22 protein-coding genes are annotated in these 22,133 nt (G+C 65.0%); 8 read left to right on the top strand and 14 right to left on the bottom strand.

Features of this window, described 5'->3' with window-relative positions; translation table 11 throughout:
* From DH08_RS21885 to pssA, 6 genes are all read left to right on the top strand, one after another.
* The coding region (locus DH08_RS21885) for a LysM peptidoglycan-binding domain-containing protein (RefSeq protein WP_192181270.1) at window positions 1-444 on the top strand (444 nt) is incomplete at its 5' end.
* 89 nt (window positions 445-533) lie between these two features.
* Window positions 534-881: an ArsR/SmtB family transcription factor gene (locus DH08_RS21890; RefSeq protein WP_192181271.1), complete on the top strand. Its 348-nt coding sequence runs from the start codon at window positions 534-536 to the stop codon at window positions 879-881.
* Window positions 882-901: 20 nt separating this feature from the next.
* Window positions 902-2,782 (top strand): ABCB family ABC transporter ATP-binding protein/permease, encoded by a 1,881-nt coding sequence (locus tag DH08_RS21895; protein ID WP_192181272.1) that lies wholly within the window; start codon window positions 902-904, stop codon window positions 2,780-2,782.
* Window positions 2,783-2,956: 174 nt separating this feature from the next.
* The gene (locus DH08_RS21900; protein WP_192181273.1) at window positions 2,957-3,304 is read left to right on the top strand and encodes an antibiotic biosynthesis monooxygenase family protein; all 348 of its coding nucleotides are present in this window, start codon (window positions 2,957-2,959) and stop codon (window positions 3,302-3,304) included.
* A 171-nt stretch (window positions 3,305-3,475) separates the two neighbouring features.
* Window positions 3,476-4,174 (top strand): phosphatidylserine decarboxylase, encoded by a 699-nt coding sequence (locus DH08_RS21905; protein WP_192181274.1) that lies wholly within the window; start codon window positions 3,476-3,478, stop codon window positions 4,172-4,174.
* Between the two features lie 3 nt (window positions 4,175-4,177).
* On the top strand, window positions 4,178-4,993 hold the full coding sequence (gene pssA / locus DH08_RS21910; RefSeq protein ID WP_192181275.1) for a CDP-diacylglycerol--serine O-phosphatidyltransferase: 816 nt from the start codon (window positions 4,178-4,180) through the stop codon (window positions 4,991-4,993).
* 28 nt (window positions 4,994-5,021) lie between these two features.
* Here pssA and DH08_RS21915 read toward each other — a convergent pair whose 3' ends face one another.
* Together DH08_RS21915 and DH08_RS21920 are read right to left on the bottom strand one after the other, a co-directional pair.
* Complete coding sequence (locus DH08_RS21915; protein WP_192181276.1) at window positions 5,022-7,244, bottom strand: AMP-binding protein; 2,223 nt, start codon at window positions 7,242-7,244, stop codon at window positions 5,022-5,024.
* A gap of 302 nt (window positions 7,245-7,546) precedes the next feature.
* Entirely contained in the window at window positions 7,547-7,954 is a 408-nt protein-coding gene (locus DH08_RS21920) for a tautomerase family protein (RefSeq protein ID WP_192181277.1), read from the bottom strand.
* A gap of 113 nt (window positions 7,955-8,067) precedes the next feature.
* Here DH08_RS21920 and DH08_RS21925 point away from each other — a divergent pair, with 113 nt between their 5' ends.
* A complete protein-coding gene (locus DH08_RS21925) occupies window positions 8,068-8,931 on the top strand; it encodes a LysR substrate-binding domain-containing protein (RefSeq protein ID WP_192181278.1) in 864 nt (287 codons plus the stop codon).
* Between the two features lie 131 nt (window positions 8,932-9,062).
* Here the strand turns inward: DH08_RS21925 and DH08_RS21930 are convergent, their stop codons facing one another.
* From DH08_RS21930 to DH08_RS21945, 4 genes are all read right to left on the bottom strand, one after another.
* Entirely contained in the window at window positions 9,063-9,950 is an 888-nt protein-coding gene (locus DH08_RS21930; RefSeq protein WP_192181279.1) for a DMT family transporter, read from the bottom strand.
* 94 nt (window positions 9,951-10,044) lie between these two features.
* Entirely contained in the window at window positions 10,045-10,932 is an 888-nt protein-coding gene (locus tag DH08_RS21935) for a DMT family transporter (RefSeq protein WP_192181280.1), read from the bottom strand.
* 148 nt (window positions 10,933-11,080) lie between these two features.
* Window positions 11,081-12,598, bottom strand: a complete 1,518-nt coding sequence (locus tag DH08_RS21940; RefSeq protein WP_192181281.1) for a S10 family peptidase — start codon at window positions 12,596-12,598, stop codon at window positions 11,081-11,083.
* 183 nt (window positions 12,599-12,781) lie between these two features.
* A complete protein-coding gene (locus DH08_RS21945) occupies window positions 12,782-13,261 on the bottom strand; it encodes a VOC family protein (RefSeq protein ID WP_192181282.1) in 480 nt (159 codons plus the stop codon).
* Between the two features lie 196 nt (window positions 13,262-13,457).
* On the opposite strand from DH08_RS21945, the gene DH08_RS21950 reads away from it, so the two are divergent.
* Window positions 13,458-13,964: an OsmC family protein gene (locus DH08_RS21950; RefSeq protein ID WP_192181283.1), complete on the top strand. Its 507-nt coding sequence runs from the start codon at window positions 13,458-13,460 to the stop codon at window positions 13,962-13,964.
* 225 nt (window positions 13,965-14,189) lie between these two features.
* Here DH08_RS21950 and DH08_RS21955 read toward each other — a convergent pair whose 3' ends face one another.
* From DH08_RS21955 to DH08_RS21990, 8 genes are all read right to left on the bottom strand, one after another.
* Window positions 14,190-14,411, bottom strand: a complete 222-nt coding sequence (locus DH08_RS21955; RefSeq protein ID WP_006202291.1) for a hypothetical protein — start codon at window positions 14,409-14,411, stop codon at window positions 14,190-14,192.
* Window positions 14,412-14,546: 135 nt separating this feature from the next.
* A complete protein-coding gene (locus DH08_RS21960; RefSeq protein ID WP_192181284.1) occupies window positions 14,547-15,176 on the bottom strand; it encodes a hypothetical protein in 630 nt (209 codons plus the stop codon).
* An 85-nt stretch (window positions 15,177-15,261) separates the two neighbouring features.
* Window positions 15,262-16,017, bottom strand: a complete 756-nt coding sequence (locus tag DH08_RS21965; protein WP_192181285.1) for an SDR family NAD(P)-dependent oxidoreductase — start codon at window positions 16,015-16,017, stop codon at window positions 15,262-15,264.
* A 220-nt stretch (window positions 16,018-16,237) separates the two neighbouring features.
* Window positions 16,238-17,707: an amidophosphoribosyltransferase gene (gene purF / locus DH08_RS21970; protein WP_192181286.1), complete on the bottom strand. Its 1,470-nt coding sequence runs from the start codon at window positions 17,705-17,707 to the stop codon at window positions 16,238-16,240.
* Between the two features lie 111 nt (window positions 17,708-17,818).
* Window positions 17,819-18,505: a CvpA family protein gene (locus tag DH08_RS21975; protein ID WP_192181287.1), complete on the bottom strand. Its 687-nt coding sequence runs from the start codon at window positions 18,503-18,505 to the stop codon at window positions 17,819-17,821.
* Window positions 18,506-18,546: 41 nt separating this feature from the next.
* The gene (radA, locus tag DH08_RS21980; protein WP_192181288.1) at window positions 18,547-19,965 is read right to left on the bottom strand and encodes a DNA repair protein RadA; all 1,419 of its coding nucleotides are present in this window, start codon (window positions 19,963-19,965) and stop codon (window positions 18,547-18,549) included.
* An 80-nt stretch (window positions 19,966-20,045) separates the two neighbouring features.
* A complete protein-coding gene (locus tag DH08_RS21985) occupies window positions 20,046-20,558 on the bottom strand; it encodes a hypothetical protein (protein WP_192181289.1) in 513 nt (170 codons plus the stop codon).
* Between the two features lie 2 nt (window positions 20,559-20,560).
* Complete coding sequence (locus tag DH08_RS21990) at window positions 20,561-22,051, bottom strand: replicative DNA helicase (protein ID WP_192181290.1); 1,491 nt, start codon at window positions 22,049-22,051, stop codon at window positions 20,561-20,563.
* Window positions 22,052-22,133: the final 82 nt, after the last annotated feature.

Here is a 22,133-nt window from a genome sequence, read left to right on the forward strand (position 1 = left end):
GAGCCAAAGCCTGCCGCGCCGGCAACCGTGGCCGAAGCACCGGCCGCGCCGGCAACGGAGCCTGCGGCACCCGCAACCGAGCCAGCCACGCCGCCTGCGGCCGCTGATGCGACAGCCCCCGCGGCACCCGCGGCCGAGGCTCCCGCCGAGGTGGCGGCGGCGACGCCCGCCGTGCCTGAGACGGTGGCGCCCAAGCTCGAACCTACCGACGGCACCGTCATCATCCGCCGCAAGGATACGCTGTGGCGGATCTCGCGGCGCGTCTATGGCCGTGGCGTGCGCTATTCGACCATCTATCTCGCCAATCAGGACCAGATCCGCGATCCCGACCGCATTTGGCCGGGTCAGGTGTTCAAGGTCCCGCAAAAGTCGAAAGAAGGCGAGGACGCCGACCTCAAGGCAATGGGCGACCAGATGACGACACCTCCAGCCAAGACCGAGTAAGAGGGCTTCGGGGGAGATTGGCAGTTCCGGCGATCTGGTCATCGGGATAGCTTGCCCCATCATCGTTCATCGTCTATCGCCGATGAACGATGACCGAATCCCTGGCTGAACCAGACCGCGCGGCGAGCGCGCTGCCCACCTGCACCCCTGACAGCCGCATTGTCGCGGCTCGATTTGCGGCGCTTTCGCATCCGGCGCGCATAGAGATCCTCAAGCACCTTTCGGCCAGCCGCTCCTGCTGCTGCCGCGAGGTGGTCGATCATCTCGACCTGGCGCAGTCCACCGTGTCCCAGCATTTGAAGATACTGGTCGAAGCCGGGCTCGTGCGCTTCGAGCCCGACCGCCAGCGTTCGCGTTATGAAGTCGACCACGCCGCGCTCGCCGATGTGTCGGCGTCGCTCGCGGCACTGGTCGATTCCTGCTGTTCCGGCGGCTAAAAATAACGAGGCAAAAAAGAATGGCCGAAAAAACCGTCTCCGACTCCTCGACCTTCAGCACCTTGCGCAATCTGTGGCCCTATATGTGGCCGGCCGACCGCGCCGACCTCCGGGCGCGGGTCACCTGGGCGACGCTTCTGCTGGTCGTCGCCAAGCTGACGCTGGTCGCCGGGCCCTATTTCTTCAAATGGGCGACCGACGCGCTGGCCGGCGACGCCAGGTCTGCGCCGCCGCTGCCGGCGTTTCTCTTGGCGCCGGTGATGCTGGTCATCGCCTACAATGTGCTGCGGCTGGTGCAGCTCGGCTTCAACCAGCTGCGCGACGCGCTGTTTGCCCGCGTCGGCCAGTATGCGGTGCGCCAGCTCGCCTTCCGCACCTTCGTCCACATGCACCAGCTGTCGTTGCGCTTCCATCTCGAGCGGCGCACCGGCGGCCTGTCGCGCATCATCGAGCGCGGCACCAAGGGCATCGAGACGATCGTGCGCTTCATCATGCTGAACACGGCGCCGACCATCCTCGAATTCGCGCTCACCACGGCCATCTTCGCCTACACTTATGGCTGGAAATACGTGGTCGTGGTGGCGGTCACCGTCTCGGTCTATGTCTGGTTCACGGTCAGGGCCAGCGACTGGCGCATCTCGATCCGCCGCGACATGAACGACAGCGACACCGACGCCAACACCAAGGCGATCGACTCGCTGCTCAATTTCGAGACGGTCAAATATTTCAACAACGAAGCCATGGAGGCCGAGCGCTTCGACCGCTCGATGGCGCGCTATGAGATATCGGCAACCAGGATCTGGACCTCGCTCGGCTGGCTGAATTTCGGCCAGGGCGTCATCTACGGCATCGGCACCGTCATCGTCATGTGCATGTCGGCGCTGGAGGTGCAGGCCGGCACGCAGTCGGTCGGCGACTTCGTCTTCATCAATGCCATGCTGATGCAGCTTTCGGTGCCGCTCAATTTCATCGGCTTCATCTATCGCGAAATCCGCCAGGGCCTGACCGACATCGAGCAGATGTTCGACCTGCTCGACGTGCCGCAGGAGATCGTCGACAAGCCCGATGCGAAGGCGCTCGCCGTTCCGGCCGGCAAGGTCGAATTCCGCGATGTGCATTTCTCCTATGATCCGAACCGCAAGATCCTGAAGGGCGTCTCCTTCGAGGTGCCGGCCGGCAAGACGGTCGCCATCGTCGGGCCTTCGGGTGCCGGCAAGTCGACCATCTCGCGGCTGCTGTTCCGCTTCTACGACATTCAGAGCGGGGCGGTGCTGATCGATGGCCAGGATGTCAGGGACGTGACGCAGGAGAGCCTGCGCGCGGCGATCGGCATGGTGCCGCAGGACACCGTGTTGTTCAACGACACCATTGCCTACAACATCCGCTACGGTCGCGTCGGCGCCAGCGAGGAAGAGGTGCGCAAGGCGGCCGAGCTCGCCCAGATCGGACCGTTCATCGAGCGGCTGCCGGACGGCTACCGCTCGATGGTCGGCGAGCGCGGGCTGAAACTGTCGGGCGGCGAGAAGCAGCGCGTGGCGATCGCCCGCACCATTTTGAAGGCGCCGCCGATCCTGATGCTCGACGAGGCGACTTCGGCGCTCGACAGCCACACCGAGCAGGAGATCCAGGCCGCGCTCGACCTCGTCAGCCGGGGCCGCACAACTATCGTGATTGCCCACCGGCTGTCGACTGTGATCACGGCCGACGAGATCATCGTGCTCAAGGACGGCCAGATCGCCGAACGCGGCACCCATGCCGAACTGATGCTCAAACACGGCCTCTATGCCTCGATGTGGGACCGCCAGCGCGAGGCGACCGAAGCCGAAGAGCGGCTGCGCATCGCGCGCGAGAGCGACGAGCTGGGTGTCATCGTGCGCAGGCGCACGTCCGAGGTGGGGTAGGGCGATGCTGAAGCTGCCGATCTCCCCCTCGAGGTGGAGATTTGGCGCGTCACCGCCGGAGCCATCCGGCAAACGTCGAAAAAATCTCCTCTTGACCTCAACATAGCTTGAGATTGCAAACCGTCTCCGAGAGCCCCTGCACAGCATATCGTTCAAGAACGGAGATGGATTGAAATGAGCGAGACAAATCAAAAGCTTGGCAATGAAGCCGTGTTCAGGGTCGACAAATTCGTCGTCCCGGCCGACGCCCGCGAGGAGATACTGCGCAAGGTCAGGGCGACGCATGAATTGCTGCGCCTGCAGCAGGGCTTCGTGCAGGATTTCCTGCTTGAGCAATTCTCGGGCCCGGGAGAATTCAACCTCGTCACCATTGTCGAATGGGAAAACCAGGCGGCCGTCGACAAGGTCGTGCCGATCGTCAAGGCGGTTCACGAACGAGCTGGCTTCAATCCTCAAGAGACGATCGCCCGCCTTGGCGTCAGGGCCGATATCGCCAACTATCAGCGCTTGCCTGAAATGTAGGAAGGTCAGCCCGCCCGGGTGCCGGTACCGCGACGGAAGGGGCGCGCTGTCCCGCCAGCATCTCAGGTTCTGCCAACAGCATGCACCAAAACCTCCCCCCATTGTTGCGTTGCGACGACGGGGGCTTTCGGCTATTGAGGCCGGACCTGAAACAAGGGCTGCCCCCATCCCATGAGCCTCGTCGACACGATCAAGAATGCGTTCGTACCGATCCATCGCGAGGGCTATCCGTTCATCGCCGCCTTTGGCGCGGGCACGCTGTTTCTCGGCTATTTTTCCTCGATCCTGTTCTGGATCGGGCTGATCCTGACGGCCTGGTGCGTCTATTTCTTCCGCGATCCCGAGCGCGTCACGCCGGTCGACGACCGGCTGGTGGTGAGCCCGGCCGACGGCATCATCTCGGCGGTCGGCCCGGCCGTGCCGCCGCGCGAACTTGGCCTCGGCTCCGGTGAAATGACCCGCATCTCGGTGTTCATGAATGTGTTTTCCTGCCATGTGAACCGCGCCCCGGTGCGCGGCCGCATCACAAAAATCGAGCACCGGCCCGGAAAATTCCTCAATGCCGAGTTGGACAAGGCGAGCACCGAGAACGAGCGCAACGGTGTCGTCATCGACAGCCCCAACGGCACGGTCGCTGCGGTGCAGATCGCCGGCCTGGTGGCGCGGCGCATCGTCTGCTGGGCCGAGACCGGTGGCTCGATCGCCATCGGCGAGCGCTTTGGGCTGATCCGCTTCGGCTCGCGCGTCGATGTCTTCCTGCCGGTCGCCGCGACGCCGCGCGTCGCCGTCGGCCAGACCGCGGTCGGCGGCGAAACCGTATTGGCCGAATTCGGCGGCGCTGCCGCGACGCCGCTCGTCAGGATTTCGTAAGCGGTGGGCGCGCCCTTCAAGAAGTTCGAGGCGCATGGCAGCGGCGGTCCGCGCATCCGTGAAATCCCGATGCGCATGGTGCTGCCCAATCTGGTCACCGTGCTTGCCATCTGCGCCGGCCTGTCCGGCATCCGCTTCGGCTTCGAAGGCCGCTTCGAGCCGGCGGTGGTGATGGTACTGCTTGCCGCCTTCCTCGACGGCATCGACGGTCGCCTGGCGCGCATGCTGAAGGCGACATCGAAATTCGGCGCGCAGATGGATTCGCTGGCCGATATCGTCAATTTCGGCGTAGCACCGGCGCTCGTCCTCTACGCCTTCATGCTCGACCGCGCCGGTTCGTTCGGCTGGATCGCCGCACTTCTGTTCACCATTGCCTGCGGCTTGAGGCTTGCCCGCTTCAACGTGCTCGACGATGAGACAGATCGGCCGATCTGGCAGACCGAGTATTTCGTCGGCGTGCCGGCGCCGGCGGGCGCGGTGCTGGTCATGCTGCCGCTCTATCTGTCCTTTCTCAGGCTCGGCATCGAGCCCAGCCGTCCTGTCGCTCTTGTCGCCACCGGCTTCACCGTCCTGGTCGCCTTCCTGCTGGTCAGCCGGCTGCCGGTCTATTCCGGCAAGAGCGTCAAGGTGCCGGGCGACAAGGTGCTGCCGGTCATCCTTGCCGTCGTGCTCTACGTCCTGCTGCTGATGACCTATCCCTGGTACACGCTGACCGCTTCGGTCGCCGGCTACCTTGCCTTCCTGCCGTTCAGCGTGCGCGCCTATTCGAGGCGCGCCAAGCTTGAGGGCGAGAAGGTTCCGCCTTCCGATATCGGTTAAGGGGTACTGGCGAAGCCGTTGATCGGCCTCACGCTGCGGCGCTCAGCCCCAGCCGCTCGATCACCAGCCTGCGGGTCGAGACATAGTCGGTCTTGCCCGAGCCCAGCACCGGGATCTCCTCGACCTTGACGATGTCGTTGGGCACCATCAGCTCGGCCGCGCCGGCCTGCTTGCCAAACTTGCGCAGTTCCTCTGGATCGGCGTCGTCGGCGGTGGTGACCAGCACGATGCGCTCGCCGCGCCGTTTGTCCGGCACCGCCACTGCCGCGTGGCGCTCCTCCGGCCACAGCGACTGCACCAGCATCTCGACGGCGCCCAGCGACACCATCTCGCCGGCGATCTTGGCGAAGCGCTTGGCGCGGCCGCGAATGGTGATGAAGCCATCGCGGTCGACCGAGACGATGTCACCGGTGTCGTGCCAGCCGTCCAGCGGCTGCAATTCGCCGGGGCGATCGGCAGTCATGTAGCCCATCATCAGGTTCGGCCCGTCGAGCCAGAGACGGCCGGCATCGTCGATGCCCTCGACCGGCTCGAGCTTCATGCGTATCGCCGGCAGCAGCCGCCCGACCGTGCCGTCGTGGCCATGGATGGCGGTGTTGACGGCAACCACGGGAGCTGCCTCTGTCAGGCCAAAACCTTCGATGATTGCCGCCTGGAAGCGTTCGCGGTAGACGCGCCGCGTTTCCGGCTTCACCGCCTCGGCGCCGGCGACGACGAAGCGGAGGCTGGAGAAATCGCCGTCCTTGGCGGTGCGCGCATAATTGGCGAGGAAGGTGTCGGTGCCGAACATGATGGTCGGCTTCACCTTGCGGGCGATCTCGGGAATGATCTTGTAGTGCAGCGGCGAGGGGTAGAGGAACAGTTTCACCCCGGTGACCAAAGGCAGGATGGTGCCGCCCGTCAGGCCGAAGGAGTGGAACACCGGCAGCACGTTGAGCAGGATGTCGGCCGGCGAGATGGTGATGCGGGCTTCGGCCTGCATGGCGTTGGCGTGGAGGTTGCGGTGCGACAGCACCACGGCCTTGGGCGTGCCTTCCGAGCCTGAAGTGAACAGGATCACCGCCGGCTTGGCCGCATCCTGCGGCTGCAGGGGAAAGCGCCACAGCACTGCTGCGGCCAGCTTGTCCAGCGCCGTCACGCTCTCGCGCACGTCCTCCAGCCACAGCATCCTGGCGCCGCCTGCCTCGACCGCTTCGACGATGTCGGCGATGCCGGCTTTCTCGATGAAGGCGCGGGAGGAGACGACGGTGCGGATGACGGCGGTGCGCACGGCGGCGGTCACGCTGGCCGGCCCGGCGGTGTAGTTGATCATCGCCGCCACCCGGCCGGCCGACAAAAGCCCGACGAAGGACAGCACCACGCCATTGGCGTTGGGCAAAAGCAGCCCGACTGCTTCGCCCGGCGCCGTCACCGCTTCGAAGCGGCGGCCAAGCACGCGCGCGCCGATGAACATTTTGCGGTAGCTCATCGCGCCCGAGATGACGTCCTCGATTATCGGATGCGAGGCGCCGACACGGTCAGCGGCGTCGCGCATCGCCAGGAACAGGCCACGATCGAGATTGCTGCCGAACAGCCGCGCCTCGGCGACACGGTCGAACAGCGCGTTGGTGTTCGAGGCCTGGTCGGGGTTGCGCGCCAAGAGCTCGGCAATGGTCATCGGCTCCAGCACGCTGATCGACAGCCGCGGAAACCAGTGGCGCGGCGCCCTGTCCGCTGGCGTCAGCGACACCGGCAGATCGCGCGCGCCGGAGACGAAGATCGGCACGATCCTGGCATCGGCCTGCATGGCGATGCGGGTGATGGCGCGAAACAGCCGGAACGCCTTGACGTCGGGCTCGACCGCTTCGGGCAGATAGACGGCCAAGCGCCCCTTGCCCTTCAGCACCCGCACCAGCCGGCGGCTGACGAAAACATGTTCGGCATTGAAGGCGATGCTGCGCCCCAGCTCACGCCACGGCTCCAGCCAGGGCGATTTCGCTGACGCATCGTCGAGGATGTGCAGCGTGTCGTCCGGCAGCAGCGACAGCATCAGCGCCGGCTCGAAACGCGACTGGTGCGAGACCACATAGATCACCGGCGCCGGCGCGTTGCGGGCGATCCTGATGCGCTCGTCGGCGATCCGGTAGGCGAGCTTGAACGGCACGTAGAGCAACGCCTGGGTAAAACGCAGGCCAAGGCGGAATTTCTCGACCACGCCGATCAGCAGCCAGGCCACAACGAGACCCGCAAGCAGCGCCAGTGTCAGGATCATGCCGCGTCTCTCCCAACGTCCTCCATGCCGCGGCTCTTTGGCGGCCGCTTCGAGGGCAGAGCCTAGCGGAAGTGGTGGCGGCGTCAATGTGGACTGAGTGCCCTCCGACCTTCTCCCCTTGCGGGAGAAGGTGGCCGAGCGAAGCTCGGTCGGATGAGGGGTGTTGGAAGGATCGCAACGTCGAAGATATAAGCACCTGAAATCATTTTATTTTTAACGCGGCGTTTCCTCCAGCACCCTCATCCGTCTCGGCGCTGCGCGCCGATCCACCTTCTCCCACAAGGGGAGAAGGTGAAGAGGTGCTAGGCCGCCTTCAACCTCCCGCTGATGAAACGAAACTCCTGCGTCTTGCCGCCATAGCCGTAAGCCGCCGCCGGCACTTCGTGCACGAAGGCGTAGCTTTCCTCGTGCACATGACCCAGCAAGCGACCGAAGGCGGCGAACACCGCCCGGAGATAAGCCTCCAGCTCGAGCTTGGTGTTGGTGCCGTCGACCACCTTGATGTCGAGCCAGAAGGTGTTGGAGCCTTGCTCGGCCAGCGACCTGCCGCCGGCGAACCAGTGCTGCGGGTCGAGATAGTTGATCGCGACCGCGGTGATGGTCGGATCCTTGCGCAGATGCGTGGCCGTCAGTTCGGTGACTTCCTTGGCGATTGCGGCGGACAGTTTGGCGTCGGGCTTGCCGGTGACGCTGATAGTGATGATCGGCATTGTTTTCTCCTCGAGCTGCTGCGGCGTCTGTTCGCCGTTGGGAAAACCATGTCACGATCATCGAATCAAAAAAATCGAATTGTTTTCAACTTATAATTCGATACAATCGAATTATGCAGACACTCGATCCAGACCTTCTCAAAACCTTCCTCGCTTTCGTCGACGGCGGTTCGCTGGCGCAGGCGGCGTCTGTCGTCGGCCGCTCGCCCTCGGCGGTGACGGCGCAGATGCAGCGGCTGGAGGAGATCGTCGGCGAGCCGCTGCTTCTCGCGCAGGGGCGGGGGCGCGGCCTGACGCCGGCTGGCGAGGATCTGGTCGGCCATGCCAGGCGCATTCTCGCCGTCCACACCGAAGCATGGCTGGCGCTAAAGGGCGCGCGCGCCGATGGCCGCGTCGCCATCGGTACCACGCAGGATTTTGCCGACAGCGGCCTGCCGCAACTGCTGCGCGCCTTCGCCGCCAGCCATTCGCGGGTCAGGATCGAACTGCGCGTCGGCCGCTCCGCTGAGCTCAAGCAAGCGCTGCAGTCCAGTCTGCTCGATCTGGCGATCACCATGCGCCAGGCCCAGGCGCCGGACGAGGTCGGCCTGCTCCGCGAGCCGATGCTCTGGCTCTGCTCGCAAGAGGGGCTGGCCGCACGGGAAGAGGAGATACCCCTGGCGCTGCTCGATCCGCATTGCGGTTTTCGCGAAGCGGCACTTGCGGCCCTTGATGCCGCTGGCCGCCGCTACCGCATCGCCGCCGGCAGCGCCAGCCTTGCCGGCCTGCGCACCGCGGTCAATGCCGGCATCGCGCTGACCTTGCGCACCGCGCGCTTTGCCCATTCCGGTATTGTTGAAGCGCCACGCGCCCTTGGCCTGCCGCCGGTTCCATCAGCCGAATTCGCCATCCGGCTGCGCCAGGGCGCCGATCTGCCGGCGCGGGATCTGGCGGCGCTGCTGAGCGGCAATCTCGCTCTGACAGGCAGTACAGGTTGATCCAAAGAAAAAGCCGACCTTACGATCGGCTTTAAGTAGGACGGGTCGAGGGGTTTGGGGGGACTTGGGGGGTGACCCGTCGCAGCAACAATGCCCGAGTCGGATGATGGTTCCGTGACCGCGAAAATATTTTAGCCGTCGTCTGCGCTCCGCCTGGCCAGCAGCCAGTCGCGTCCGGCATGGGCAAACACCGCGGAAAGCACGATGGCACCGCCGATCATGCTGGCGGCCGGCGGGATCTCGGCCAGGAACAGGAAGGCGAACAGGATCGCGAACGGCACCTCGGCCGATCCCAGCAGGCCGGATTCGGGCGCCGGGATCAGCCGCGAGCCCTCCGTCCACAGGATCGAGGCCGTCGCGAAGGTGGCGCCGAACGTGGCGAGCAGCACGGCATCCCGGGTCGAAACGGCCAGCGGATCGGTGACGAACCAGCCGAGCGCGAACAGAAGGAATGCCGACACAGCACTCGCCCAGACCACCGGCGTGTCGCGGAAGGCGCGCACCATGATCATGTAGAGCGCGCTGCCGGCGGTCATCAGCAGCGCCAGCCCGTCGCCCAGAAGATGGCCGGTGCCGAAGCCGGACCCGACCATGATCGCCACACCGCACATCGACACCGCGGCGGCGGCCAGCGTTTGCATGCGGAACGGTTCGCGCACCAGGATGAAGGCAAGCAGCGCGGTGATGAAAGGCGCCGTGGCATAGATGATGGCGACATTGGCGACATAGGTGAATTTGAAGGCGGCGATGAAGGCGATGCTGGCAAGCGCCCCTTCGACCGCCAGCAGCCAGCCGCGCCAGCCGAGCCCAAGGCTTTCGCGCCCGCCCGCGCGACGGCGTCGCCACAGCACATAGACGGTGATCAGGATCGAGCCGACGAAGCCGCGCCAGCAGGTGATGGTCAGCGGGTCGGCATCGATCGATTTGGTGAGAACCCCGGTCAGCGCAAAGAAGGCCGCCGATGCCGACACCAGCATGATGCCGAGCGTGCGCTCGGCGGCGGTGTCGGTGGGTGGCATGCTCAGAGCCTCTGTCATTTCAGGAGACTACGCCGTCACGTCCTGACACCATCCTGTCAGCAGCGATCCGTTGTCCACATCTCAGTGTCATATCCTACAGCCGCTTGCGGAAATGCTCGTTGCCGACGATCAGCAGGCCGGCACCGATGATCAGCGCGGCCCCCAAAAACACTTCGCGGCGCGGCACGTCGCCCCAGATGGCGAGGCCGAGCGCGAAGGCCCAGACCAGCGACGTGTATTCGAACGGCGCCACGATCGACACCGGCGCGCGCTTCATGCCTTCGAACAGGAGGAATTGCGCGACGCCGCCGAGCGCGCCGACGCTGATGAGGAGCAGCAACTGGGCGCCATCCGGCGTCTGCCACAAGATGAGCGCCGGCACCGCCGAAAAAACCAGGAAGTAGAAATTGTTGAGGATGAGCTGGATCATCGTTCGCTCCTGCATCGCGGTCTTGCGCAGCAGCACCACGGCGATGCCCCACAGCAGCGCGGCGGCCAGCACCAGAAGGATCGGCATGGAGAGGCCGAGATGGGTGGGGTCGCAGGCCACGAACACGCCGGCAAAGCCGATCAGCACCGCCACCCAGCGCAGCAGCGGTACCTTCTCGCCGAGCATGAACACCGACAGCACGGTGACGATGATCGGGGCGGCATAATAGACGGTGGTGAGCTCGGCCAGCTGGAGACTGCGGGCGGCGTTGTAGTAGCAAAGCCACGCAGCAAGCGTGAAGGCGCTGCGCACCAGCATCGGCCGTATGATGGGCGAGCGCGCTGTGTCGGCGAACACGCGCCGCCCGCCGATCACCGCGCAGCCGGCGAGCACGGTGATGCTGCGGAAGAACATGATCTGCCAGACGCTGATGCCGACGACGAGCAGCTTGATCGCGGCGTCCTGCGTCGAAAACAGGAAATAGGCGCCACCGGTGAACAGGATGCCGGCAAGCACCCTTTCGCGGGTTTCCAGAATGGCGATATCGGCCATGCGACGGGGCCCGCAGCTGTCGAGAAGGAAGCCTGCCCAATCAGGCTCCACACCGCAGGCTATACGGGCGAGACCCAGCGCGGCGCTACGCCAGCGCCGGCCTTGCGTTGGGGCAGGGGTTCCTTGGCGAGCCGCGCTGTCGCGATTCTCACTGCGTCGCCTGATAAAGCTCCGAAGCAGCCTCCTTCAGCGCACGCCGTCCGTCAGGCCTGAAATACATCATGTGCCCGCCCTCGACGACATCGAGGCGGATCGGTTTCGCATTGGTGAGCGACGGGATCTGGTTCACCAGGTAGCGCGAGGCGAGATAGGGCGTGACCAGGTCCGTGTAGCCGTTGACGATGACGACGCCGAGCGCCGGGTTCAGCGAGCGCGCCCGCTGCAGATCGTCCATCACGCCGACATAGCCTTGCCGCGAGGCGCTGGTGCCATAGTCCCAATTGTGGCTGATCTCGCCGTTGAGCAACCGGTAGCTGACATCGGTGCGAAAGTTCAGCTCGTCGCGGGCATAGGCGACGAAGGCCGAGGTCAGCACCGGCACGCTGCGGTCGAGCACCGGGTCCGGGCCGGCGATGCGAGCGCTTTCGGGGGCGATGTCGGCCGTCGCGATCGTGCCGTCATAAGGGCTGAGCACCTTGCCGCTGGCGCGGGCAAATTCCCTCGCGAACAGGCCGGTCGGGATACGCGCGAAATTCCGCTGGACGAGGTCGAGCGGCAGTCCGGTTATCTCCGCCACGCGCTGGCTCGCCAGCCGGCCGCCCTGCTCCAGCCCGCTGGCCAAGGCCGTAAGGTAGTCGCCCATGGCATAGTGCTCGACTTCGGCGAGCTTCTCGCGCAGCGCATCGCCGCTGACGCCTTCGGCGCGCAGGCGAACCGCCGCCAGCGACGGCAGTTCGAGCGCCCAATGCAGCGGCTCGAATTCGTCCGGCTGCACCAGCATGAACTCCAGCGCCGGCGAGATCAGCACGATGCCGCTCGGGCTGATGCCGATATCCTCCTGCAGGGTCCTGGCGAGCAGTGCCGCGCGGAACCCGCCATAGCTTTCCCCGGCGAGGAAGAGCGGCGATCCGGTGCGGCCGTTCTGTGCAAGAAAGAGCCGGATGAAAGCGCCGATCGAACTGGCATCCTGGTTGGCGCCCCAGAAGTCGTGCGTGTCCTGGCCCGGAGCCTCGCGGCTGTATCCGGTGCCGACCGGGTCGACGAAGACGAGGTCGCTCATGTCGAGCCAACTGTCTGGATTGTCGATGAGTCTTTGCGGCGAGGGCAGGAACTCCCCGTTGGTACCGGTCGCGATGACGCGCGGACCGAGCGCGCCAAGATGCAGATAGGCGGAGGCCGCTCCCGGGCCGCCATTGAACACGAAGGTGATGGGCCGCTGCGGTTGCTTCTCGACGCTGTCCGGCGACCGCAGCGTGTAGGCGACATAGAAGATCTCCGCCGTGACGTCGCCCTTGCCGGAAAGCAGCGACAGCGTGCCGGCCTTCGACTGATAGTCCAGCTTGCGCCCGGCAAGCATGATCGAATGGCTGGTGGTCTGCGGCGATGGCAGCAGCGACAGGACGCCGCCTGTAGGCGCCGGCCGCTCCGCTGTTTCAGCAAGGACTGGTTGCGCACCGACGGCAAGCGTCAGCAGGATGAGGGGGACAAGTTTCAGCTTGGAACGCATGACATCTCCGGGAACGGTTCCCGCATAGGTATGGCCGAGGCGAATGAAGTCAAAGGAAATGGCTTGCGCGGTTGAACATTGGCGATTGGCGAAAGCCGGCGCGACATCCGATCTCCCCCCTCGTGGGGGAGATGGCCGGCAGGCCAGAGAGGGGCGCTGTCCCGCCAGCGCATCGGGGGGCCGTCAATTCCTGCCAAATGCCCTTTCCAACCCAGCAATATCGATCTTGACCATGCCGAGCATCGCCTCCGTGGCGCGTCTGGCGCGTTCGCGATCGGGATGCGAGACCATGTCGCCGAGCAGGCTGGGCACGATCTGCCACGACAGCCCCCAGCGGTCCTTCAGCCAGCCGCACTGCTCGGTCTGGCCGCCATTGCCGAGGAAAGCGTTCCAGATGCGATCGATCTCGGCCTGGCTGCCGCACTCGACCTGGATCGAGAACGAATGGTTGAAGGCATCGAGCGGGCCGGCTTCGAGCGCGGTGAAGTTCTGGTCGTCGAGCACGAATTCGATGATCTTGACACTGCCGGCGGGGCCGCTCGGCGTTTCTGCAGGCACTGTCGTCGTGCGGCCGATCGCCGAGTTCGGCACGGTCGCCACGTAGAATTCGACGGCTTCGCGCGCGTCCTTTTCAAACCACAGATGTGAGGTGATTTTGGCCATGTCGGACCTCCTTCCTGTCTGTCAACGGCCAAAGGACGTTCCGGTTTCGGCAAATCCAACAACGCATCGGAGCATCGGGCAAAGCGCCGGGTTCCTTCGCGCCGCCGCATCCGAGGGTCCGCAGCCACTTTGGATTCGCTCACATGCAGCGGCAGACAGTGCTATCAAGGCACGAAAGACCGTCGGGAGGGAAGGAATGGACGCCACCGCACTGAAGGCTATGCAGGCGCCGCTCAAGGAAGCCTATCGCGACGACGCCTCGCGGGCGCTGATCACGCTTCGGGCCAAGGGTTCGATCGACGACCAGTCGATCGCCTGCAAGGTGGAAACGGGCAGGGCGCTGGCCATTGCCGGCCTGCACCCGGCCACCGGCGGTTCCGGGCTCGAACTGTGCTCCGGGGACATGCTGCTCGAGGCGCTGGTGGCTTGCGCCGGCGTGACGCTGAAGGCGGTGGCCACCGCACTCGAATTCAGGCTTGGCGCCGCAACCGTCGAGGCCGAGGGTGACCTCGACTTTCGCGGCACGCTTGGCATGGCCAGGGATGCGCCGGTCGGCTTCCGCGCCATCCGGCTCAATTTCAGTCTCGACACGGATGAACCGCAGGAACGCATCGATGCGCTGCTGAAGCTGACCGAACGCTACTGCGTGGTGTTCCAGACGATCAGCAACAAGCCGGAACTGACGGTGAGCGCGCGGCGTTGAAGCTGCAGATCTCCCCCCTTGTGGGGGAGATGCCTGGCAAGGCAGAGGGGGGCTGTCCCGCCAGCGTCTCAGCAATTGCAATTGCGATTGCAGACTTAAATCGGTGCGCGATCTGCGTAGGTTAGACGAAGGTAGGCGATCCTTTGCGCCCCCCTCTGTCCTGCCGGACATCTCCCCCACGAGGGGGGAGATCGGCTGTCTTGCCGGCCTTCGCTAACTTCCCCTCTACTGCGCCGCCGGTTCCTCCGCGTCGCCTTCGTCGGTGAACGGCGAGGCGCTCGGCACGCAGTTCACCGCCCAGCCGGCCGGCGTCGGTTGCTTCTGGTATTCGGTGATGGCGTTGGTGCACTGGTCTCGCGTGTCGAAGGTGCTGGGCAGCACCACCATGCCGCCCTGCGGGCCGGCGATCACCAGATACCAAACAAGTGCGACACTGGGAGCAGCCATGGGAATTCCTCGCTTTGCTGTTGTGGGAGTCGCCGCGACCCTAGCAACTCCGACCGGGTGGCGGAAGCGCGCGTCGTGCGCGTCGCCCCGCCCCGGCATCACAGCCGCGTGATGTCAGCCCGTCGCGAGAGCCGCTCACTCCACGGCGAAGCAGTAATAGAGCCCATCGCCGCCAGTGCCCTGCAGCGCCTCTTGGCTGCAGCCGCCGCGCGAGGCATGCGAGGAGTTCCACGACTTGGCCGCCGCCGAATCGTCAAGCCCGGTGCGGTCGTGGTGGCCGACCATCGCCACGCCTTCCGCGCCGCTCATCGTCCAGTCGCCGCAGGTCTGGTCGGCGATCTTGGTGCCGTCGGGCTTGGAGCCGGTCAGCACGTCGTGCCGGTTCGGCTTGTCGCCGCGGCCGTTGACCACTTCGCCTTTTTCATTGAGCGCCGTCTCCTTGCTGATGGCGTTGGCGTCGCCGTGCAGCGAGGCGACATCGTCGGCGATCTTGACGCCCTTGGCGTTGACCCAAGGCCCCTTGCCGATGCGGTCGCGCGCATCCTCGGCGCTGGTCGAGAGATAGGCAGCCCAGGTCTTGCCGGTGACCCCGGCGGCCTCGGCCAGCGAGGCGCAATGCGCATCGGCGCCCTTGATGCCGCCAAGGTCGGCGCCCTTGCCGGAGCCGACGCTGGTGACGAAGAAACTCATCGTCGCGCCTTGTGAATAGGCGACGCCAGCAGCTGCAAGGAAGGTGGCGGCGGTGGCGAGAAGCAATCTGCGCATGGTGGTCCTCCGTTCTTCGGGTTTCGAATGTTCTACATTCGAAGAACGTCGCCGAGCGCGGAATTCTTCCGCCTGAAATGCCTGTTTATTCCGGCTGCCGGTAGGCGACAAAGCGGTTGTGCTTGGCCTGGAAGATCAGCCCGGTCTCTTTCAGGTCCGGGCTCGCCAACGGCACGATGCGTTTTGCGATCTCCGAGGGATGCGGCAGTGTCTCCGGATCCTCGCCGGGAACGGCCTGTGCCCGCATCGCGGTGCGGGTGGCACCGGGATCGGCGGCATTGACCCTGAGCGGCAGGCTCTGAGTCTCATGCGCCCAGGAGCGCATCATCGTCTCGACCGCCGCCTTCGAGGCCGCATAGGGCGCCCAGAAGGCGCGCGCCGAGTGCGCCGCGTTGGAAGACAGGATGATGGCGCGGCCGGCGTCGGAGAGCCGAAGCAGTGGGTCGACCGAGCGGATCAGCCGCCAGGTCGAGGTGACGTTGATGGTCATCACCTTCTCGAAGGTTTTTGCCTCGACATGGCCGATCGGCGAGATCACGCCGAGCACGCCGGCATTGGCGACGAGGACGTCGAGCTTGCCCCAGCGCTCATGGATGGCGCCGCCCAGCCGGTCGATGCCGGCCATGTCGGCGAGGTCGAGCGGCACCAGTGTCGCTTCGCCCTTGCCGGTTTTGGCGCGTTCGGCCTTGATCTGGTCGTCAAGCTCTTCCAGTCCGCCGACGGTGCGCGCGACCGCAATCACATGCGCGCCGGCGGCGGCAAGTTCCTTGGCGATGAAATAGCCGATGCCGCGCGAGGCGCCGGTGACGACGGCGGTGCGGCCGGAGAGGTCGAGGGTCATGCGAGAGTTTCCGTCAAGTCGGCGTGAAACACCCCCCTCTGCCCTGCCGGGCATCTCCCCCTCAAGGGGGGAGATTGGACTTCGCCGAACTTGGCTCTCGTTCTGCGGCCCTGGTGATTGGCGAAAGCCGACAGTTCAGCCGATCTCCCCCCTTGAGGGGGAGATGTCCGGCAGGACAGAGGGGGGTAAACTGGCGAAACCAAATGATAGACTGGCAACCCTACGCCCCGCTTGTCGCCAGCAGCGACAGCGTGCGCACATTGTCGTGGCCTTCGAAGTCGAGCAGGCGGGTCGGGTACTGGCCGGTGAAGCAGGCGTCGCAGAATTGCGGCTGCTCATTGTCGCGGCCGGCCTCGCCGACGGCGCGGTAGAGGCCGTCGATCGACAGGAAGCCGAGCGAATCGACACGGATGAATTCGGCCATCTCCTCGATGGACATGCGCGAGGCCAAGAGCTTCGACTTCTCCGGCGTGTCGACGCCATAGAAGCAGGAGGCGCTGGTCGGCGGCGAGGCGATGCGCATATGCACCTCCTTGGCGCCGGCATCGCGCACCATCTGCACGATCTTCTGGCTGGTGGTGCCGCGCACGATACTGTCGTCGACCAGCACCACGCGTTTGCCCTCGATCATGCGGCGGTTGGCGTTGTGCTTCAGCTTGACGCCCATGTGGCGGATCGAATCGCCGGGCTGGATGAAGGTGCGGCCGACATAGTGGTTGCGGATGATGCCGAGCTCGAAGGGGATGCCTGCGGCCTGGGAGAAGCCGATCGCCGCCGGCGTGCCGGAATCCGGCACCGGCACGATGATGTCGGCGTCGACGGGGCTTTCCTGCGCCAGTTCGGCGCCGATGCGCTTGCGCACCTCGTAGACGTTGCGGCCTTCGACCGAGGAATCCGGCCGCGCGAAATAAACATATTCGAAGATGCAGAAGCGGGTCTTCTGCTGCTCGAATGGGAACAGGCTCTCGATGCCCTTGGCGGTGACGACGACCATCTCGCCGGGCTTGAGGTCGCGCACGAAGCGGGCGCCGATAATGTCGAGCGCGCAGGTTTCGGAAGCCAGGATCCAGGCGCCGTCGAGATCGCCCAGCACCAGCGGGCGGATGCCGAGCGGGTCGCGGCAGCCGATCATCTTCTTGGCCGTCATCGCCACCAGCGAGAAGGCGCCTTCGACCTGGCGCACCGCGTCGATGAAGCGCGAATTCAAATCGCGCTCCTTGCTGGTGGCGACCAGATGCAAGAGCGTCTCGGTGTCGGAGGTCGACGAGAAGATCGCGCCCTGTTTCTGCAGCGCGCGCTGCACGGTCATGGCGTTGGTCAGATTGCCATTGTGGGCGACGGCAAAACCGCCATCGGCAAGCTCGGCGAAGAAGGGCTGGATGTTGCGCAGGCCGGCGCCGCCGGTCGTGGCATAGCGGGTATGGCCGATGGCGCGGTTGCCTTGCAGGCTGTCGATGACGCGCTGCTTGGTGAAGGTGTCGCCGATCAGGCCGACATGGCGTTCGACATGAAACTGGCTGCCGTCATAGGAGACGATGCCGGCGGCTTCCTGGCCGCGATGCTGCAACGCATGCAGGCCGAGCGTGACGATGGCTGCGGCATCCTGCCGGCCGAATATGCCGAACACGCCGCATTCGTCGTGGAAATGGTCGTCGGCCTCGGCGGAAAGCAAATCGTCTGCGTCTGCCATGTCGGGCTCAAGCTCCGCTAAAATCGCCATATAAGGTGATAGCGCGTCGAAAGCAACGCATGCCGCGCGGCGTTCACATCATCGTCAGGCCTGGGCCTCGTTGGCCAGCCATCAGTTTGCCGGCGCCGCGGGTGCGGGATTGGCGGGCTGGGCCGGTGCATTGTCGGCCGGCGCATCGCTTCCGCTGTCGTCGGGCGCCGGGGCATCGGCGTCGTCGCCGGTTGCTGCCGGTGCTTCCGTTGTCGGCGCGGCGGGGGCTTCAGCGCCAGCCTCGGGTGCGGCCGGCTGATTCGGGTTCAGCTTCTTCAGGATGGCGTTTTCCGGGTCCTCGGGCAGCAGGCTTTCCAGCTTGGCACCGATCTGTTCCAGCAGCGGCCGCGACTTGGCGTTGGCGACCCAGGCCGGTGCCTTGGCGCCGGCCAGCCAGTTGAAGAACAAAAGCGCCACCGCGACCACCAGGATGCCGCGCGCCGCGCCATAGAGGAAACCCAGCGTGCGGTCGAGCGCGCCGATCCTGGAATCGATGATCCAGTCGGCGAGTTTCATGGTGATGACGGAAACGACGATAAGCGCGATGACGAAGACGATGGCGGCGGCCGCCGCCATCGCGATCTTGTCGTTGTCGACATAGGGCTGAACGTAGGGCAGAACCGGCTTGTAGAAGAAGAAGGCGGCTGCCGCCGCCGCTGCCCAGGAAACCACGGACAGCACCTCGCGGGAGAAACCGCGAACCATGGCCAGCATCGCCGAGACCAGGGTGAAGCCGACGAGAATTCCGTCAAGCAGCGTAATCGGCATGTCTTTCGCCCCTGTCTTTTTTCATGGCTCGACGAGCCGCGTCACTCTTCCTCGTCGGCGCGGCTGCGCCGTGAGCCGGCTATGCGCGCCACGAGATCGGCAAGCTCGGTGGGCTGGAAAGCGCTGGCCCCGATCCCCCCGGCCCCATTACCACCAACAAGGTCCTCACTGCCCAAGGGCAGAACCGCGCTTCCAAAACCCAGCTTTTCGGCCTCCTTGAGGCGCTGCTGCGCATGCGCAACTGGCCTCACCGCGCCCGACAGGCTGATTTCGCCGAAATAGACGCAATCGGCCGGAAGGGCAAGACCGGTGAGCGACGAAACCAGTGCCGCCGCCACCGCGAGATCGGCGGCAGGCTCCGAAATCCGGTAGCCGCCGGCGACGTTGAGATAGACATCGTGGGTGCCGAAGCGCACCCCGCAATGGGCCTCCAGGACGGCCAGCACCATCGACAGCCGGGCGCCGTCCCAGCCGACGACGGCGCGACGCGGCGTGCCGAGCGAGGAGGGCGCCACCAGCGCTTGGATCTCGACCAGCACCGGACGCGTGCCTTCCATGCCGGCGAAAACCGCGGCGCCCGGCGATTTCGCATGGCGTTCGCCGAGGAACAGCTCCGACGGATTGGCGACCTCGCGCAGGCCCTTGTCCGACATCTCGAAGACGCCGATCTCGTCGGTCGGCCCAAAACGGTTCTTCACCGTGCGCAGGATGCGGTAGTGATGGCCGCCTTCGCCCTCGAAATAGAGCACGGCGTCGACCATGTGCTCGACGACGCGAGGGCCGGCGATCTGGCCTTCCTTGGTGACATGGCCGACCAGCACGATCGCAGCACCTGTGGATTTCGCATAACGGATCATCGCCTGGGCGGCGGCACGCACCTGGGTGACGGTGCCCGGCGCCGAATCGGCCATGTCCGTCCACAGCGTCTGGATCGAATCGAGGATCACCAGATCCGGCCGCTTGCCGTCGGCGATCGTCGCCAGGATGTCCTCGACATTGGTTTCGGCGGCGAGTTCGACCGGCGTGTCGGCGACGCCGAGTCGCTGCGCGCGCAGCCTGATCTGGGCGACGGCCTCTTCGCCCGAGACATAGACGATGCGGTGGCCTTTTGACGCCAGCGCCGCCGCGGCCTGGGTCAGAAGTGTCGACTTGCCAATGCCGGGATCGCCGCCGACCAAAAGTGCCGAGCCGCGGACAAAACCGCCGCCGGTGGCGCGGTCGAGCTCGCCGATGCCGGAGACGATGCGCGGCGCATCCTCGATGTCGCCGGACAGGCTGGTCAGCACCACGGCGCGGCCCTTGCGGGCATTGCGCGTGTTGGCCGGCCCCGAGCCGATGCCGCCGGCGGTGCCTTCCTCGACCAGCGTGTTCCACTCGCCGCAGGCATCGCATTTGCCGGCCCAGCGCTGATGCACCGAACCGCAATTCTGGCAGATGAACTGGACGCGGGATTTAGCCATGAAACTGCCGCCACTTTTCAAAAAATCCGGACCAAGGCCGTCCGCATTTTCGACCATGGTTTGGCAAGCGCAGGTACAACTCAGTGCTTCTTGGCAAGAGCGCGAACTTCGGCAAGTGCCTCATCGAGCAACATCGGATTGGGCGGCAGCATCTGTGTGTCGTAAATGGAGATCATGCCTTGTGTCTGGCCGGCAAGATCAGGCATGTCTTTCCGCGTCGCCTCATCAATCCCGTTGACATAAAACAGGAAATGCTGCCCGGCCAGAACGGGTACGCCGCATCCTCCCATGATCAGCGTGGTCGTAGAGATTGCACCATTCGCTTGCGGCTTGCCCTTGAACACCTCTGCTATCTCGTAGCGTACGTTGACCAGTATCCGGCCATCGCCCACATCGGTTGGGGGACCTCCAACCTTTGTTGAGCTAAGCTCCGTCGCTGTCACCAAGCCATGGAATACCAGGGCGGCTTCTGCAAATGCTCGCTGTGGCGTCCAGCCTGGAGGCATGGAACAAGCGGAAGCGATCCCGGGCAGCGCAACCGCGCCGAGGAGAGCGAGAGCAAGAGAGGCCGGAAACCCGAAACGGCTGCCCATGTCTACTCAAACCGATCCGGCAGATGGTGCTCCTCGGCAAGGTCGGAGAACCGCGTAAATTCGCCCTGGAAGGCGAGGCTGACCGAACCGGTCGGACCGTGGCGCTGCTTGGCGACGATGACTTCGGCCTTGCCGCGCATCTCGTTCATCTCGTTTTCCCACTTGACGTATTCGTCGGTGCCGGGTTTCGGCTCGCGGTTCTTGAGGTAATACTCCTCGCGATAGACGAACATCACCACGTCGGCGTCCTGCTCGATCGAGCCGGATTCGCGCAAATCCGACAGCTGCGGGCGCTTGTCGTCGCGGCTTTCGACCTGACGCGACAGCTGCGACAACGCGATGATCGGCACGCTGAGTTCCTTGGCCAGCGCCTTCAGGCCGGTGGTGATCTCGGTGATTTCCTGCACGCGGTTCTGCGAGGATTTGGCGCTCGATCCCTGCATCAGCTGGATATAGTCGATAACGATGAGGTCGAGGCCGCGCTGGCGCTTCAGGCGCCGTGCGCGGGCCGACAGCTGGGCGATGGAAATACCGCCGGTCTGGTCGATGAACAGCGGGATCTTCTGCATGGTCTGCGAGCAGGCGACCAGCTTCTCGAAATCCATCTCGGAAATCTCGCCGCGGCGGATTTTTGACGACGGGATCTCGGTCTGCTCGGAAATGATACGCGTGGCGAGCTGTTCCGACGACATTTCCAGCGAGAAGAAGCCGACGACGCCGCCATTGGCGGCCTTGAACGAGCCGTCGGCCTGCTGCGCCGGCACATAGGCCTCGGCGATGTTGAAGGCCATGTTGGTGGCTAGAGACGTCTTGCCCATGCCCGGACGGCCGGCGATGATGATCAGGTCGGACGGCTGCAGGCCGCCCATGCGGCGGTCGAGGTCGCGCAAGCCGGTGGCGACGCCCGACAGATGCCCGTCGCGCATATAGGCGGCATTGGCCATGTCGACGGCGGTCTTGACCGCATCGGTGAAGCTTTCGAAGCCGCCGTCGTAGCGGCCCGTTTCGGCCAGCTCGAACAGGCGCCGTTCGGCATCCTCGATCTGCTCGGAGGGTGCCATGTCGACGGGCGCGTCATAGGCGATGTTGACCATGTCCTCGCCGACGGTGATCAGCGCGCGACGCGTCGCCAGGTCATAGATGGCGCGGCCATAATCGGTGGCGTTGACGACGGTGACGGCCTCGACGGCGAGGCGCACGACATATTGCGCCACCGTCATGTCGCCGACCTTTTCGTCGGCCGGCAGGAAGGTTTTCAGCGTGATCGGCGTCGCCACCTTGCCCATGCGGATGAGCTCGGCAGCAATCTCGAATATCTTGCGGTGCAGCGGCTCGTAGAAATGCCCGGCCTTGAGGAAGTCGGAGACGCGGTAGAAGGCATCATTGTTGACGAGGATAGCGCCGAGCAGCGCCTGCTCGGCCTCGATGTTGTTTGGTGCCTCGCGATAAAGCGGTGTTTCCGCCACGCCGAACTTGCGCGCTGCCTCAGCCATGATGTCCCCGAATTTCGATCCCGCATTCTCGATATCAGAACGGACAAAAGCCGGTGCTGACTTATCTGCAACAGTGCCCGTC

Source organism: Mesorhizobium amorphae, from assembly GCF_014843845.1.
GTDB classification, from domain to species: Bacteria; Pseudomonadota; Alphaproteobacteria; order Rhizobiales; family Rhizobiaceae; genus Mesorhizobium; species Mesorhizobium amorphae_A.

Coding starts and splice junctions, on each gene's coding strand:
- DH08_RS21960 (WP_192181284.1), bottom strand. CDS start 15,176: ATGCGCAGATTGCTTCTCGCCACCGCCGCCACCTTCCTTGCAGCTGCT.
- DH08_RS21925 (WP_192181278.1), top strand. CDS start 8,068: ATGCAGACACTCGATCCAGACCTTCTCAAAACCTTCCTCGCTTTCGTC.
- DH08_RS21950 (WP_192181283.1), top strand. CDS start 13,458: ATGGACGCCACCGCACTGAAGGCTATGCAGGCGCCGCTCAAGGAAGCC.
- purF (WP_192181286.1), bottom strand. CDS start 17,707: ATGGCAGACGCAGACGATTTGCTTTCCGCCGAGGCCGACGACCATTTC.
- DH08_RS21985 (WP_192181289.1), bottom strand. CDS start 20,558: ATGGGCAGCCGTTTCGGGTTTCCGGCCTCTCTTGCTCTCGCTCTCCTC.
- DH08_RS21965 (WP_192181285.1), bottom strand. CDS start 16,017: ATGACCCTCGACCTCTCCGGCCGCACCGCCGTCGTCACCGGCGCCTCG.
- DH08_RS21940 (WP_192181281.1), bottom strand. CDS start 12,598: ATGCGTTCCAAGCTGAAACTTGTCCCCCTCATCCTGCTGACGCTTGCC.
- DH08_RS21935 (WP_192181280.1), bottom strand. CDS start 10,932: ATGGCCGATATCGCCATTCTGGAAACCCGCGAAAGGGTGCTTGCCGGC.
- DH08_RS21900 (WP_192181273.1), top strand. CDS start 2,957: ATGAGCGAGACAAATCAAAAGCTTGGCAATGAAGCCGTGTTCAGGGTC.
- DH08_RS21990 (WP_192181290.1), bottom strand. CDS start 22,051: ATGGCTGAGGCAGCGCGCAAGTTCGGCGTGGCGGAAACACCGCTTTAT.
- DH08_RS21890 (WP_192181271.1), top strand. CDS start 534: ATGACCGAATCCCTGGCTGAACCAGACCGCGCGGCGAGCGCGCTGCCC.
- DH08_RS21975 (WP_192181287.1), bottom strand. CDS start 18,505: ATGCCGATTACGCTGCTTGACGGAATTCTCGTCGGCTTCACCCTGGTC.
- DH08_RS21930 (WP_192181279.1), bottom strand. CDS start 9,950: ATGCCACCCACCGACACCGCCGCCGAGCGCACGCTCGGCATCATGCTG.
- DH08_RS21945 (WP_192181282.1), bottom strand. CDS start 13,261: ATGGCCAAAATCACCTCACATCTGTGGTTTGAAAAGGACGCGCGCGAA.
- DH08_RS21915 (WP_192181276.1), bottom strand. CDS start 7,244: ATGATCCTGACACTGGCGCTGCTTGCGGGTCTCGTTGTGGCCTGGCTG.
- DH08_RS21955 (WP_006202291.1), bottom strand. CDS start 14,411: ATGGCTGCTCCCAGTGTCGCACTTGTTTGGTATCTGGTGATCGCCGGC.
- DH08_RS21905 (WP_192181274.1), top strand. CDS start 3,476: ATGAGCCTCGTCGACACGATCAAGAATGCGTTCGTACCGATCCATCGC.
- DH08_RS21895 (WP_192181272.1), top strand. CDS start 902: ATGGCCGAAAAAACCGTCTCCGACTCCTCGACCTTCAGCACCTTGCGC.
- DH08_RS21920 (WP_192181277.1), bottom strand. CDS start 7,954: ATGCCGATCATCACTATCAGCGTCACCGGCAAGCCCGACGCCAAACTG.
- radA (WP_192181288.1), bottom strand. CDS start 19,965: ATGGCTAAATCCCGCGTCCAGTTCATCTGCCAGAATTGCGGTTCGGTG.